Raw genomic sequence first — 15,082 nt, forward strand, 5'->3', positions numbered from 1 at the left:
ATGTCAAATGGTATCGGTATTAGTAATGTAAGGATTGAAAGCGATTTCCTTGGACCAAAGGAAGTCTATTATGGTATTCAAACATTACGAGCCGTAGAGAACTTCCCTATTACAGGCTATCGAATTCATGAAGATTTAATTAAAGCTCTAGCGATGGTAAAAAAGGCTGCAGCACTCGCGAATATGGACGTGAAAAGTTTATATGAAGGACTTGGGGAAACAATCGTAAAAGCAGCAGACGAAATCATTGAAGGAAAATGGCATGAATTTTTTATCGTTGACCCTGATGTTCTGCCCCTGTAAGCGGGAGACCGCTAATATCAGCCAGATGGCCGACCACTTGTTTAATATAGCGAGGGTCCGCATTGAGTCCCGTTCCGACAGCTGTTGCCCCCATTTCAAGGCGGAGCCGGTACATCCATGAAAAAAGAAATATGTAGAAAAAAGTGTAGGAATGATTACAGCCGTCAATCCGCATATTGGGTATGAAGAGGCAGCACGGATTGCAAGGGAAGCAATCGTAAAAGGCAAATCAGTTCGTGAACTATGCCTTCTATACGATGTGTTAACAGAGGAAGAATTAGATCTGATTTTAAACCCTTATGAAATGACCGAACCAGGAATAGCTGGTGCCTCTCTTCTTGATAGAGATTGAAGAAAAGGAGAAGTTTAACTACTCCTGATTTTTAGTAGTTTTGTATAAAAAAGAGTTACAGAAACAATGAACAACCATAAACCAGCAAGGGAGACATGAATAATGGAAACAGGTTCAGATGTAGTAAAAAGAGGGATGGCGGAAATGCAAAAAGGCGGCGTGATTATGGACGTTGTCAATGCTGAACAAGCAAAAATCGCAGAAGAAGCGGGTGCAGTAGCAGTCATGGCACTTGAACGGGTACCATCAGATATCCGGGCAGCTGGCGGAGTTGCACGTATGGCGGAGCCAACGATAGTGGAACAAGTCATGAATGCTGTATCCATTCCGGTTATGGCAAAAGCAAGAATTGGACATATTGTTGAGGCGCGTGTATTGGAAGCACTTGGAGTCGACTATATTGACGAAAGTGAAGTCTTAACACCTGCTGATGAAGAATATCATCTTGATAAACGAAAATTCGTGGTGCCATTTGTATGCGGTGCCCGAAATCTTGGAGAAGCATTAAGAAGAGTTGGTGAAGGAGCATCAATGATTCGAACAAAAGGAGAGCCTGGAACAGGTAATGTTGTCGAAGCTGTTCGCCATATGCGCCTTATTCAAGCTCAAATTCGCCAAGTGGCCAATATGAATCACGATGAGTTAATGACTAAAGCGAAAGATTTGCAGGCGCCATTTGAACTTTTACTGCAAATAAGAGAAACAGGACGTCTGCCTGTCGTAAACTTTGCAGCTGGCGGAGTCGCAACTCCAGCTGATGCAGCCTTGATGATGGAGCTGGGGTCTGACGGTGTATTTGTGGGATCTGGAATCTTTAAATCAGCAAACCCAGAAAAATTTGCTAAAGCCATTGTAGAAGCAACAACCCATTACCAAGATTATGAACTTATTGCCCATCTTTCAAAAAATCTAGGAACACCGATGAAGGGAATTGAAATATCCAGCTTAAATCCTGAACAGCGTATGCAGGAGCGCGGCTGGTAATCTAAAGTAAATGGCCGTCATAATAATCCGTTAAAAGAGGATTTTATGGCGGTTTTTCATTGAAGAAACAGGTTTATAATAATTGAAAAACCAGATACTACGAACCTTAGAAGTACCGCTATTTCAAGGGACCCATTGGTTTAGCAGATATCTGGTTTTTGTTTTATTTTACAAACAACTCTCTTGGGAATCTCGTGATGGTTTCACAGCCATTATCCGTAACCCGAATAGTTTCAGTTATGGCCACACCATAGCCGTCAAGCCACATACCAGGCATCATATGGAACGTCATATTCGGCTTTAAGACTGTCTTATCTCCCGGTTTGAAAAATGCTGAATTTTCCATCCACACAGGCGGATAGCCAATGCCCACGGTATAGCCCATTCTTGATTCTTTTTCCAAACCGTATTTATTGATGGTTGTTTGCCACGCTTTTTCTACCTCTTCACATGTTACCCCAGGCTTTACGGCCGCTAGTGCGGTGTTTAGTCCCTCTATAACAATCTTGGCTGTATCTTTTACTTTCACAGGCGGTTCTCCGATAAAGATGGTCCTTGTCAAGGGAGCATGATATCGTTTATAACTTCCTGATAATTCCATGTAGACTAATTGATCATCTTGATATTTTCCTTCTGTTGTCCATGAGAAGTGGGCTCCAGCTGTTCTTTCTCCCGCCGGCATGACCGGTGCCAGTGCTGGATATTCACCGCCGTACACGCCTGTTCCTTCCACTAAGTCGCTGTATACTCCTGCTGCAACATGGGATTCTCTAACGCCTACATTAATCTTTTCGATTGCATTATACATGGTCTTTTCTACGATTCTTGCAGCGATTTGCATGTATTCTAATTCTTTTACGGATTTTTGCCCTCTTACCCAGTTTACAAGGGATGTCGTATCTATAAATTCTGCATCCGGTAAACTTCTTTCTAACCTTTTATACCAATGAGCAGTAAAATAATAAGCATCGAATTCGAGACCTGTTTTTTTAGTATGAAGTCCTTTTTCTTTTAAAAAATCACCAATAAAATCCATTACATGGAGAACTTTAGGCTCCCACAAATATTTATCAGGATACGCGATTACATTTTCTTCTGACATCCAGGTTGTTTCAGTTGCACAGTACAGATCTTGCAATCTTACAATACATACTGGCTCTTCTAAATCTGTTGCTAGGATAATGCATTGAGGTACGTAATAGGACATTGCATCATATCCCGAAACATAATTCATATTCGCCGGGTCTGTAATCAATAATACTTCTATTCCTTGTTCTTCCATACTAGTTTTTACTTTACGTACTCGCTCTTGGTATTCCACTTTTTCAAATGGCAGCATTTTCGCATTTCTCCTTCATTGTTTTTAACACTAGAATTTATATCATTTTAACTTTGAGAATTGTCCAGCGCCCAGCGACTAGTGTACTTCGCTCTCCTCATAAGTCAACATCGAATCTCCCCGCTCTCTGTGTTTCCTTTATCTCAGTCAGAGCGCTCCAGTCCATACTCGCTAAACGGGCGCTTCCGCTTTTCTTATCTATCATACTGAACTAGAAATGAACTGTCATCCTACAGATTGTCGGAATAATATACAGTTCAATTGGGACATTTTGAATAATTTAAAAGTAGATAATCCTAACAATAGAAATGCATGAATGCCTTGGTCATTAAGCTAATAACTGACAGTGTTCATTCATTTGATAATTTTGACTAGAAATCGTCAAAATCTTTCATACACAATATCAGGTGAAAAAGCTTTTTATGACTTTGTATAATACAATCAAATAGAAATATTCCCAAAAATTAAACAAAGTCATTTTACAAGTAGGAGTGATAGAATATATGTCATTTTCAATGACAGAATACAAAGAAAGAATCCGTCAAACAAAAGAACGGATGATGCAAAAAGGAATCGATGTTTTGCTTATTACAGATCCAGCTAACCTTAATTATCTTTCTGGGTATGATGGATGGTCGTTTTATGTGCATCAAATGCTGGTCTTAATGATTGATGAAGAACAGCCAAAATGGATTGGACGGGGGCAGGATGCCAACGGAGCAAAAGCAACGACATGGCTCTCTCATGAAAATATTATTTCTTATCCTGATGATTATGTACATTCTGAAATCAAGCATCCGATGGATTTTGTAGCGGATCGATTAAAAGAATTTGGCAAAGGAAACTGCTCCATTGGAGTTGAAATGGAAAACTATTATTTCACAGCCAAGTGTTATGAACAGTTAAAGAAAGGACTTCCGAATTCCTCTTTCCAAGATGCTACTTTACTAGTCAATTGGGTACGTTTGATAAAGTCGGATGTTGAAATTGAATACATGAAACGAGCGGCAAGGATTGTAGAAAAGGCAATGCAGGCAGGAATCGATTTAATTGAAGCAGGCGTCAGGGAATGTGATGTTGCAGCAAAGATTTTTTACACGCAGATTACAGGAACTGAAGAATTTGGCGGAGATTATCCATCCATCGTTCCACTGCTGCCATCCGGAGAAAAAACTTCTACACCACATTTAACCTGGACGGATGACCGCTATAAAGATGGGGACGCCGTTATTTTAGAGGTGGCTGGATGTTATAAACGTTATCATTCACCGCTTGCAAGAACAGTTCAGATTGGCAGACCAAAGGATGAAATGAAAACCCTTTCAAGTGTAGCGGTAGAAGGCATTAACGCCTGCTTGGATATGATTCGCCCAGGCATTGCCTGCGAAGAGATTGAAGAAACATGGAGAAAAACAATTGAGAAAAGTGGATTTGTGAAAGAATCCCGGTTGGGCTACTCAATGGGATGTAATTATCCACCGGATTGGGGCGAGCACACCGTAAGCATACGAAAAGGCGATAAAACGATCCTGCAGCCTAATATGACAATCCATCTCATTCCGGGATTGTGGCTAGATGATTATGGATTTGAAGTGAGTGAGTCAATCCGAATTACGGAAAACGGCTGTGAAACGTTTGCCAATCTCCCAAGGGACTTGACTTTAAAAGGTCATCAGTTTTCAAAGTAAAACTAAAATGGAGGTGTAAAGACCGGTGCTTATTTTTACAGAACAAGAACTAAAGCAATATGTTCAACTAAATCTCGAGGCAGTGAAATTAGTCCAAGATGCATTTACCAAACTATCAAATAATGAGGCTGTGATGCCGCCCATTATGAGAGTGGACATTGTGGATCAAAATGGTGAAGTGGATGTCAAAACTGCTTATATCAAGGGAAAAGAGATGTTTGCGATTAAGATATCTTCCGGGTTTTTCAATAATTATCAGCTAGGGCTGCCGACTGGAAATGGAATGATGATCTTAATTAACACGCAAACCGGAGTTCCGGAAGCGATATTGCTAGACAATGGATACTTAACAGATGTTCGTACGGCTGCTGCAGGTGCGGTTGCGGCTGCCCATCTTTCCAAAAATACAATTGAAACTGTCGGTGTCATCGGGGCAGGAAGCCAGGCAAGATATCAGCTTAGAGCGCTAAACATAGTGAGGAAGTTTACTAAAGTTCTCGTATATGCTCGGTCATTGGAACGCTCCCAAAAATTTGCTGAAGAAATGACAGCTGAATTAGGGGTAGAAGTCGTTGCGGCTGAAAGTGCTGAAGCGGTGGTCAGAAACAGTGATACTGTAATTACTACGACCCCGGCAAAAGAGCCGATGATAAAAGCAGAATGGCTGCATCCAGGTCTTCATATTACAGCTATGGGATCGGATGCTGAACATAAGCAAGAATTAGAGCCGGAAGTATTGGCAAAAGCAGACATTCTTGTCTGTGATACAAAAGCTCAATGCGCTCGCTTAGGGGAACTTCATCATGCTCTTACAGCGGGTGTACTTACCGAGGAGTCACAGGTTGTGGAATTAGGTGACCTGACATCCTTGAAGGTGGCCGGTCGTGAAAATAATGAACAAATTACCGTTTGTGATTTAACAGGAACGGGTGTACAAGATACAGCTATTGCCCTGTTTGCCTATCAAGAAATGATCAAAAGAAATAAAGGGTTAAAAATCGGAGATAACAAAAATTTATTAAAAAACTAAAGAGGAGTGGTTTTAATGACAAACACAAATACAAAAATGGGAACGAAAGCAGTATGGGCAGGAGAAAAGGATTATTTAGTACATGGAGCAACACAAGTACCAGTTGTATTAAGTGTAGCTTACGGATATGACGATATGGATGAATGGTATGACGTAGCAATTGGGAAAAAGAAAGGCCATATATATGGACGTAATACAAACCCAACTGTTCAGGCTTTTGAAGATAAAATCAAAATTCTTGAAGGAGCAGAAGCAGCCACAAGCTTTTCAACAGGGATGGCAGCAATCAGCAATACACTATCCACTTTCTTAGTACCTGGGGACCGCATTGTTTCCATTAAAGATACGTATGGTGGTACAAATAAAATCTTTACTGAGTTCTTACCTCGTCAGCAAATCGAAGTAGCATTATGTGAAACTGGAAATCACGAGCAAATTGAACGGGAAGTTGAAAAAGGCTGCAAAATTTTATATTTAGAAACACCAACAAACCCAACTGTAAAAATTACCGATATTGAACGGATGGCAAAGGCAGGTAAAGCTGCTGGGGCACTAGTCGTTGTAGATAATACATTTGGTACACCAATGAATCAAAATCCGCTTTCCTTGGGTGCTGATTTAGTGATCCATAGTGCAACTAAGTTTTTAGGAGGACACGCAGATGCCTTAGGCGGTGTGGTATGCGGATCTGAAGAATTAGTTGAAAAGATTTATCATTTCCGTGAAATTAACGGAGCCACAATGGATCCAATGGCAGCATATTTAATTTTACGCGGGATGAAAACCCTTCATTTACGTGTTCGTCAGCAATGTGCAAATGCTTTGGCTCTAGCAAAATATTTGCAAACAAAAGAAATCGTAGAAGCTGTTTATTATCCAGGTCTTGAAACACATCCGCACCATGATGTTGCGAAAAAACAAATGAAAGACTTTGGCGGCATGCTTAGCTTTGCAGTTAAGGGCGGTGTGGATACAGTTCGAGATCTTCTTCCTAAATTACAGTATGCTAACCGCGCTGCTAACTTAGGTGCAGTAGAAACAACTGTTGGACCAGCTCGTACAACAAGCCATGTAGAATGTACACCAGAAGAACGCGCGGCTATGGGAATTCCTGAAGGGCTTATCCGTATTTCTTGTGGAATTGAAGAAATTGATGATATCATTGCTGATTTTGAGCAAGCATTCAACCACGTTGATAGTATTTTAAAAGTGAAGTAATCTTCCATTCGAATGGCAGGAGGCAAGTAGCAGATGGCAGAACATACCGATCATCCTACAGTGGTTCAGGCAAACGAGTTATCAGCTAAGCTGATCGAATGGAGGCGTCAGTTTCATCAACATCCCGAACTCAGTTTTCAAGAGTTCGGGACCTCTAATTTTGTTGCGGAAACACTGAAAAATATAAAGGGTATACATGTTGAAACTGGTATTGGAGTAGAAACAAGTGTAGTCGCTACGTTAACTTCTGGAGAAGGACCAGTGATTGCGATCCGTGCTGATATGGACGCGCTTCCGATTAAGGAAGAAAACACGTTCGACTATAAATCGAAAAATGAAGGGGTCATGCATGCTTGCGGACATGATGCCCATACGGCGATCTTACTTGGAGCAGCCCATCTTCTGGCAGCTAAATTTGAAAAAGAAGGACTGAAAGGAACCATCAAATTTATTTTCCAGCCTGCAGAAGAGGCAACAGATGAAAACGGACTTTCGGGCTCGCCATACATGGTTCAAGCAGGTGCCTATGACAATGTAGATGCTGCTATTGCCCTTCATATGTGCCCTTGGCTTCCTGATGGTGCAGCACAAGTGAACAATGGATACAGCATGGCCAATGTTGATGTATTTACGGCTAAAATTTTTGGAACGGGCGGCCATGGCGCTTATCCAGAGATGGGAACAGATCCAATTTGGATGCTTGGAGTAGTGATGCAGGCATTGCATGGGATTGTTGCCCGAAAACTGTCGGCTTTAGAGGCTGGGGTGATTAGTATTGGGCAAATCCATGCTGGTACCGCAAGTAATATTATTCCTAATGAAATCGTGATTACAGGTACCATCCGCAGCTATACACCTGAAGCTCGTGATTTATTGAGTTCAGAGTTAAAAAAGGCACTGTCCATCGTTGAACCAATGGGCGGCAGCTATTCGCTCGATGTTGAAAGAGGAGAACCGGCTTTAAACAATGACGCTCATATAAACCGTTTATTTTTAAAGTCGATGGAAGAAATGTATCCGGATTTACAGATTGTCAAGCGTCCGTTTGGCATGGGCGGAGAAGACTTTGGCTATGTGACGCAAAAACTGCCAGGTGCTTTATTTTTCCTAGGAAGTGGAACAAAAGATGGAATTCAAAGGGATTTGCACACCCCTATCTTTGATTTTGATGAGAGCAGCTTGACAAAAGGCGCAGCAATCCTTACTCAGACAGCTGTGAACTTTTTGCAAAAAAAATCCCATTTACCAATTAACAAAAAAACGGAGGTTTAGGTACATGTCTCATAAATTAGCTTTTATCGGATTCGGTGTTGTGGGTCAGGGTTTAGCCGAAATATTGCTGGAGAAAAAAGAAGAATTAAAGCAAAAAGAAGGATTTGAAGCAACTATTGTTGCAATCTCTGATTTTATAAAAGGCTCCATCTATAACCCGAACGGCCTTGATTTAGAAGTGGTTTTAAAGACTTTACGTGAAACAGGAAATATAGAAAATTATCCGCAAACACCTGGATTAATCACAGGATAGGACAGTTTTAAAACCATCACCCAGACAAATGCCGATACGATTATTGAGGTGTCCTATACAGATGTAAAAACAGGGCAGCCTGCGATCGACCACTGCAAAGCAGCGTTTAAGAGCGGAAAAAATGTGGTGATGACCAATAAAGGTCCAGTTGCCCTTGCCTATAAGGAGCTATCCGAAATTGCTGAAAAGCATGATGTCTCTTGGGGCTTTGAAGGTACCGTCATGAGTGGTACTCCATCATTAAGAATGCCAATTGTTACGTTAGCAGGAAATGAGATAAAGGAAATTCGTGGAATATTGAATGGTACAACCAATTATATTTTAACGAAAATGGAACAGGAAGGCGTTTCCTATGAAGCAGCCTTAAAAGAAGCACAGGATCTTGGCTATGCAGAAGCAGATCCTACTAGTGATGTAGAGGGCTACGATGCACGATATAAGATTGTCATTCTGGCAAATTATATCATGGGCGTACCGTTAAAAGTAGAAGACGTTTCCTGCAAAGGAATTTCCGATATTTCGTTAAAAGACATAGAAGAAGCAAAGGCTGAAGGAAAACGATGGAAACTGCTTGCGAAAGTCAAAAAGGAAAACGGTAATGTAGTGGCACAGGTTGCACCGGAAAAAGTCGAAATTACGGATTCTTTGGCTTCCATCGGCGGCGCTGTTAATGCGATCACCTATGAATGTGATTTACTTGGTCCTGTCACATTAAGCGGGGTGGGAGCTGGTAAAACAGAAACAGGATTTTCTCTTTTAATAGACTTGATTACGATCAACCGTGAACGTAAACCGGTAACTGTTTAAAAAGAAAGAGAAGGGTGGGAAAGTGATGATAGATCAAATTAGAGGACAGAAAATGTTGATTGGCGGCAAATGGGTAGGAAGCGACGAGATTATTGAAGTTCGTGACCCTCAAGATAATAGTCTAATTGATACCGTTCCAGCTGCTAGTACAGAAGATATGCTTCAATGTATCGAGGAGGCAAAAGAAGGTGCGAAAATCGCTGCCTCAATGCCTGTTCACGAAAGAATCAGAATCATCAATGCTGCTGCAGATTATATAGAAGAAAATAAAGAAAAATATGCTTTCATCATCAGTAAGGAAGGAAGCAAAACGATTCGGGAAGCACAAAAAGAGGCAGCAAGATGTATTCAGACACTAAGAATTAGTGCCGAAGAAGCCAGACGAATTAATGGTGAAACGATTCCCTTTGATCAAATGCCTGGCAGTGAGAATCGGGTTGGCTATTATTACCGTTTCCCAATTGGGATTATCGCAGCTATTACACCATTTAATGATCCATTAAACCTTGTTGCTCACAAAGTTGGACCAGCCATTGCATCTGGTAATGCGATTATCGTGAAACCAGCAACTGTAACACCGTTAAGTGCTCTATTGCTTGCTGAAGCATTCTCATACGCGGGACTCCCGCCTAAAGTTTTATCTGTTATTACAGGGCATGGACGTGAGATCGGCGATATTCTTGTCATCCATCCTGCTATTCGAATGATTAGCTTCACAGGGGGATTGAAAGCAGGAGAAGATATTGTTCGTAAAGCTGGCTTGAAAAAAATTAGTATGGAGCTTGGATCGAATTCTCCGGTTATTGTTTTGGAAGATGCAGATCTTGAGGATGCCGTTGAATCGTCTGTATCAGGAGCATTTTGGGCAGCCGGTCAGAATTGTCTCGGTGTACAGCGTATTTATATTCAAGAAAGCATTTATGAGACATTCCAAAAAGCGTTTATTTCGCGAACGGAGCAATACTGTGTAGGGGATAAGCAATCTAACCTAACAGATATGGGGCCGCTGATTACGGAAAAAGAAGCAATCCGTGTTGAAAAATTGGTTCAGGAAGCGATTGAAAAAGGCGCCCTTCTACTTACTGGCGGACAGCGGAACGGAGCATTTTACTCTCCGACTGTTTTAACAAATGTTCCTGAGAATTGTAAAATTGCTAAGGAAGAAATTTTTGGTCCAGTGGTTCTTCTTTACCCGGTAGCGGATTTGGAAGAAGCCATTGAAAAATCAAACAACGTTGATTATGGTTTGCAGGCTGGTATTTTCACGAAAAACCTTGAAAAAGCGCACAAGGCCATTGCTCAATTGGATGTTGGCGGCATTATGATCAATGACAGCAGCGACTATCGGATTGATGCTATGCCGTTCGGCGGAGTAAAAAAATCTGGTTTAGGCAGAGAAGGCATTAAGTTTGCCCTCCAAGAAATGACCGAACCAAAAGTAGTGTGCTTTAAGTTAAATTAGATCGGTAAAGATAAAACAATTTAGAAAATTGATTCCAGATGAAGAAGGAAATTTGCTCAAGTCATTTACAACCTATGAGTATAAAGAGAGAACTCGTAAAACAAAAGAACGAATGATGCAAAAAGGAATCGATGTTCTGCTTATCACCGATCCGGCTAAAATTAATTACCTATCTGGCTACGATGGCTGGTCGATTTATATGTATCAGATGTTAGTTCTCATTATTGACTAAGATAACCGCTCTGTTGGTGTAGAAATAGATACATTAAAGCTATGAACAACTTAAAAAAGGTCTGATTATCCGGCAATCGTTCCACTATTGCCGTCAGGCGAAAAAACTTCTACTCCACATTTAACCTGGACGGATGACCGGTTATAAAGACGAAGACGCCGTAATTTTGGAATTAGCAGGCTGGCTATAAGAGGTATCATTCGCCACTAGCCCGAACCGTTCAGATTGGAAGACCAAAGGACTAAATGCAAACCCTTTCATAGATTGCGGTAGAAGGTATAAATGCATGTTTAGATATGATTTGTCAGGCATTGCTTGTGAAGAAATTGAAGAAACATGGAGAAAAACGATTGAGAAAAGGGCTTTGTGAAAGAATCGCGTCTTGGATATTCAATGGGACTGAATTACCCTCCAGATTGGGGCGAGCACACCGTAAGTATTCGAAAAAGCGACAAATCTATTTTGCAGCCTAATATGATCTTCCACCTTATTCCGGGATATGGTTGGATCATTACGAGCGAGTCAATCAGAATCACTGAAACGGGATGCGAAACTTTGCCCAGCTGCTAAGAAACTTGACTTTGAAAGAATTTGTATAGTGAGATCCTTCATCTCTGAACAAGGGATGAGTTTTCAAACAAAGGGGATGGTGCATGAATGAAGAAAGCTATAATGGCTACTGCAATAGGGAATCTAGTCGAATGGTATGAATACGGTATCTATAGTTATACTGCAGCAATTATCGGAGCGCAGTTTTTTCCAGAAGAGAGTAGTTCGGTAGCTTTGCTTTACGGTTTTGCGGTGTTTGCCATTTCGTTTTTCTTTAGGCCGCTAGGCGGATTGATTTTTGGCTCAATCGGTGACAGGTTGGGGCGAAAGAAGATATTAGTCGTCACGATTCTGATGATGTCTTCTTCTACTGCAATCATTGGTCTAATTCCTAATTATGTGTCAATCGGTTTTATTGCTCCGCTGTTATTAATTTTGATGCGGATGACACAGGGATTAGCCGCTGGCGGGGAATATACTGGTGCGTCAGTATTTATGAATGAGTCTGCCCCTAATTCCCGACGCGGACTATTCACTAGTTTACTTGAATCAGGATCACTGCTAGGCTACATTATTGGTTCTATTTTTGTTACTGTGCTTAATTCGATACTCAGCACAGACGATATGGCAGCATGGGGATGGCGTATCCCGTTTATTTGTTCACTGCCTTTAGCGTTAGTCGGAATGTATGTCAGAACGAAAATTGATGATACACCAACTTTTATTAAAATGAAGAATGAAAACACTTTGTCAAACAATCCTTTGAAAGAGATGTTCTCAACTGCCCGGAAGCCGCTTGTTATTTCATTTTTAAGTGTGGCGTTCGCAAATGGCGCTTATTACACGTTATTGACCTTTCTTCCTTCTTATTTCGAGACACAAGTTGGGTTAACGACTCTCCAATCACTAGTGGTCACGACATGCGGGATGGTGTTCATGATGATCCTCTTTCCGATTTTTGGGACTCTGGCCGATCGCTATGGTAGAAAGAGGTTTCTGCTTTTATCAGCCTTATTGGCTATATTCACTGCCATCCCTATCATCGCTTTCATCTCAAGTGGATCGCCAGCAGGTCCATTGGTCGGTTATTTTGCTTTAAGTATTATCGTTGCACTCTTTATTGGTGTTTTCCCTTCTACACTTCCAATGCTGTTTCCAAATCGGGTAAGAAATAGTGCCTATGGTATTTCTTATAATGTATCGACGGCCATTTTTGGTGGCGGTGCACCTTTCATCATCACTTCATTGCAGACATCTACAGGCAATAAATTAATGCCTGCCTTCTTCTTGATAGGAACAGGATTAATGGCCATCGTGTCGATTATGCTTTTGCCTAAATCAGCGAAAGAAGTGAATGGAAGGAAGAATACCTCGACTAATGGAAATAAAAAAGTAATTTAGTTTGTAGATACTAAAATTTCCAGCCCTTTACTACCATTGAGCGAAGGGCTTTTTTTATGAAACTGTGAGTGACAGGACCCATAAGTGTAGAATGGAAAGGACTGAAAGAAAGGCTAGACTAACGACAAGTAAGAGGGTCCACTTTAAAATTTTGTTGTTAATAGATGAAACGAGACACATAAGCTAAACCATGCAATAACGGTTAAACAGGACAAAATAAAATCGAAATGAAATAATTTAAAAAATAAAGTAGGGGGTGATAGATAATTCGGTCAAACCATTGGTTTGTTTTTTACTTTTTTTGTAAATAACACTATAAAAGGACATACCTATCCCGTCATTAGTATCGTACTAACAATAACTGTAAAATCATGCGGATAATTTTGTCCGACCACGGTATAGCTTCCCTGTTTCTTGAACGGACATATAAGCCAAGGTGTGCGCAGTTAAGATACATCGGATCTACATGAGCTTCGACTGCCGCTCGGCCCCGTTTATGAAGCCAGGGGGATATCCAAGAGAAACATGATTAAAGAATCCTATTTAAGACAGGGTGGAATAAAATTGATGCAAAAGCCAATGACACATATATTGTTTATGAAACAGAAAATGGACTTGTTAAAGAATACCCTAATGGAAAAATTGTAGAGTACGATAACAAGACAACCCCCATTGCGTGGTTCTATAGCCTTCATTTTTTATATACCGCGAGTCGTACACTGGGTGATATAAAGGATCTCATCTCATTGGGTACTCCTAATTGGATCATACTTTGCGTATTTATGATTGCCATCACCTATGCGTTGTTTAGTGGAATTGAAGTTCTAGCCCGGCTCGGAGAAATCATTTTACCTGTCATTTTGTTTTTGATTGAGATCATTTTAATATTTGCCTCAAATACAATTCATATCGAGCGTTTACAGCCGGTTTTGGGAGAAGGATGGGGGCGTGTTTGGAAAGCTGTATGGCCGATTGGCATCCTACAATCATTTTGGGAGACCATTTAGTTTGCGATGATCTGGACATTAACTTTACATCCGAAACGCATTATAAAAACGACTATCATAGCAACCATATTATACGGAATTCTCCTTTCCAGTTTCGATATACTGACCATTCTTACCTTTGGTGAAGGAATTTTTTCAACGAATAGGTATCCCTTATACAGGTTAGTGAAAGTGATCTCTGTTGCGGACTTTCTTGAAAATCTTGATGCACTGGGAATTTTGTATTTTATTGGCACCGCCTTTTTTAAAGTGACGATACAAATATGGAGCCATTCGAGGAATACAGCAATTGTTGTACCTTCGTGACAGCAGGGTACTCGTTCTTCCTATAGTGGTTGTTGTCCTCTTTTTAGGAATAACTCTATCAAGGAACACTTCAGAACATTGGTATTCTGCAAAAAACATTAGATATAAGTCAATAACAGCTTATATGATACTCCCAAGTCTGCTATTGATCGTGGCAGTCATTCGCAAAAAAATTTCCATCAACCAAATGAAAAAAAGTGGATTTTAGAATGAAAAGGAGCTGAATCTGACAATGGAAAAATTACTTTGGCCTTGGCAGTCCAAAGTAATCAATGATTATCCTTGGGTATTTTACATATTCCTTATTTCGCTGTCTATTATTTTATCCATCATAACATGGGTAAGGAACTATACTCCCATTACAAAAACACAGTAAGACTTTTAAAGTAAGCCAAGTGAAGAAAAATCCTTTATCGAACACAACATTTGACGAATCAGCAATTAGAAAAATATCACCTAAACGCAATCTTTCAAACTTAAGACCAAAGTATATGAAGTTTTCAAAAGAAGAGCTTGTAAATAGACTCATTCAAATAGAGTATATGTGGCTCTCAATCATAAAAAATGGGTTGCGAATCATTTTGAAATGTTTAAATAGGTATTAGGTGATAAATCCATATCACCTCTATCCCTATTCAACAAAAGTGCTCGTTAATTGAATAAGAAAGTTGTATAAAACTCTACTTTTTATGCAGCTGCCCGGATTCTTCAGAAGCCTGAAACGTTGATTCATCAACGATGTATAAAATCATGCATACGATAAATTTAGACATGTTGAAACCCCTTGGAACCCAAGGGATTTGTTACGAGTTTTGTTATCTAGACGAATACATTGTGTACATATCTTCAATGTAAAATCCTTATCACATCAAGGTTTTT

Annotated in this window: 10 protein-coding genes and 5 pseudogenes; 13 read left to right on the forward strand and 2 right to left on the reverse strand. The window is 40.4% G+C overall.

Annotated features, from left to right (window positions below):
- Positions 1-261, forward strand: a pseudogene (locus CCK98_RS34700) (lyase family protein); the annotation flags it as partial.
- 25 nt (positions 262-286) lie between these two features.
- On the opposite strand, the pseudogene CCK98_RS34705 reads toward CCK98_RS34700, so the two are convergent.
- Positions 287-403: pseudogene (locus CCK98_RS34705) on the reverse strand (lyase family protein); the annotation flags it as partial.
- 24 nt (positions 404-427) lie between these two features.
- Here CCK98_RS34705 and aspA point away from each other — a divergent pair.
- Positions 428-655 (forward strand): annotated as a pseudogene (gene aspA, locus CCK98_RS34710) (aspartate ammonia-lyase); the annotation flags it as partial.
- Between the two features lie 102 nt (positions 656-757).
- A complete protein-coding gene (gene pdxS / locus CCK98_RS04690) occupies positions 758-1,639 on the forward strand; it encodes a pyridoxal 5'-phosphate synthase lyase subunit PdxS (protein WP_088085508.1) in 882 nt (293 codons plus the stop codon).
- 163 nt (positions 1,640-1,802) lie between these two features.
- Here pdxS and CCK98_RS04695 read toward each other — a convergent pair whose 3' ends face one another.
- On the reverse strand, positions 1,803-2,978 hold the full coding sequence (locus CCK98_RS04695) for a Xaa-Pro peptidase family protein (RefSeq protein ID WP_088085509.1): 1,176 nt from the start codon (positions 2,976-2,978) through the stop codon (positions 1,803-1,805).
- A 503-nt stretch (positions 2,979-3,481) separates the two neighbouring features.
- On the opposite strand from CCK98_RS04695, the gene CCK98_RS04700 reads away from it, so the two are divergent.
- The 10 genes and pseudogenes from CCK98_RS04700 (at position 3,482) to CCK98_RS36060 (ending at position 14,203) form a co-directional block, all read left to right on the forward strand.
- Positions 3,482-4,666, forward strand: coding sequence for a M24 family metallopeptidase (locus CCK98_RS04700; protein ID WP_088085510.1), 1,185 nt, complete (start codon positions 3,482-3,484; stop codon positions 4,664-4,666).
- Between the two features lie 25 nt (positions 4,667-4,691).
- Complete coding sequence (locus CCK98_RS04705) at positions 4,692-5,696, forward strand: cyclodeaminase (protein ID WP_088085511.1); 1,005 nt, start codon at positions 4,692-4,694, stop codon at positions 5,694-5,696.
- Between the two features lie 15 nt (positions 5,697-5,711).
- Entirely contained in the window at positions 5,712-6,914 is a 1,203-nt protein-coding gene (locus CCK98_RS04710) for a cystathionine gamma-synthase family protein (protein WP_088085512.1), read from the forward strand.
- A gap of 33 nt (positions 6,915-6,947) precedes the next feature.
- Positions 6,948-8,186, forward strand: a complete 1,239-nt coding sequence (locus CCK98_RS04715) for a M20 family metallopeptidase (protein ID WP_088085513.1) — start codon at positions 6,948-6,950, stop codon at positions 8,184-8,186.
- A 4-nt stretch (positions 8,187-8,190) separates the two neighbouring features.
- Positions 8,191-9,246 (forward strand): annotated as a pseudogene (locus tag CCK98_RS04720) (homoserine dehydrogenase).
- Between the two features lie 25 nt (positions 9,247-9,271).
- Entirely contained in the window at positions 9,272-10,708 is a 1,437-nt protein-coding gene (locus CCK98_RS04725) for an aldehyde dehydrogenase family protein (RefSeq protein ID WP_088085514.1), read from the forward strand.
- Positions 10,709-10,760: 52 nt separating this feature from the next.
- On the forward strand, positions 10,761-10,940 hold the full coding sequence (locus CCK98_RS36965) for an aminopeptidase P family N-terminal domain-containing protein (protein WP_373408482.1): 180 nt from the start codon (positions 10,761-10,763) through the stop codon (positions 10,938-10,940).
- Positions 10,941-11,333: 393 nt separating this feature from the next.
- Positions 11,334-11,510: a hypothetical protein gene (locus CCK98_RS36970; RefSeq protein WP_373408522.1), complete on the forward strand. Its 177-nt coding sequence runs from the start codon at positions 11,334-11,336 to the stop codon at positions 11,508-11,510.
- A gap of 87 nt (positions 11,511-11,597) precedes the next feature.
- The gene (locus CCK98_RS04735; RefSeq protein ID WP_088085515.1) at positions 11,598-12,890 is read left to right on the forward strand and encodes an MFS transporter; all 1,293 of its coding nucleotides are present in this window, start codon (positions 11,598-11,600) and stop codon (positions 12,888-12,890) included.
- Between the two features lie 590 nt (positions 12,891-13,480).
- Positions 13,481-14,203: pseudogene (locus CCK98_RS36060) on the forward strand (GerAB/ArcD/ProY family transporter).
- The last annotated feature ends 879 nt before the right edge of the window (positions 14,204-15,082 follow it).

It is taken from the genome of Bacillus sp. OV166 (assembly GCF_900177675.1).
In the GTDB taxonomy this organism is placed as follows: Bacteria; Bacillota; Bacilli; order Bacillales; family Cytobacillaceae; genus Neobacillus.

Coding starts and splice junctions, on each gene's coding strand:
- CCK98_RS04695 (WP_088085509.1), bottom strand. CDS start 2,978: ATGCTGCCATTTGAAAAAGTGGAATACCAAGAGCGAGTACGTAAAGTA.
- CCK98_RS04700 (WP_088085510.1), top strand. CDS start 3,482: ATGTCATTTTCAATGACAGAATACAAAGAAAGAATCCGTCAAACAAAA.
- pdxS (WP_088085508.1), top strand. CDS start 758: ATGGAAACAGGTTCAGATGTAGTAAAAAGAGGGATGGCGGAAATGCAA.
- CCK98_RS04710 (WP_088085512.1), top strand. CDS start 5,712: ATGACAAACACAAATACAAAAATGGGAACGAAAGCAGTATGGGCAGGA.
- CCK98_RS36970 (WP_373408522.1), top strand. CDS start 11,334: ATGGGACTGAATTACCCTCCAGATTGGGGCGAGCACACCGTAAGTATT.
- CCK98_RS04725 (WP_088085514.1), top strand. CDS start 9,272: ATGATAGATCAAATTAGAGGACAGAAAATGTTGATTGGCGGCAAATGG.
- CCK98_RS04735 (WP_088085515.1), top strand. CDS start 11,598: ATGAAGAAAGCTATAATGGCTACTGCAATAGGGAATCTAGTCGAATGG.
- CCK98_RS04715 (WP_088085513.1), top strand. CDS start 6,948: ATGGCAGAACATACCGATCATCCTACAGTGGTTCAGGCAAACGAGTTA.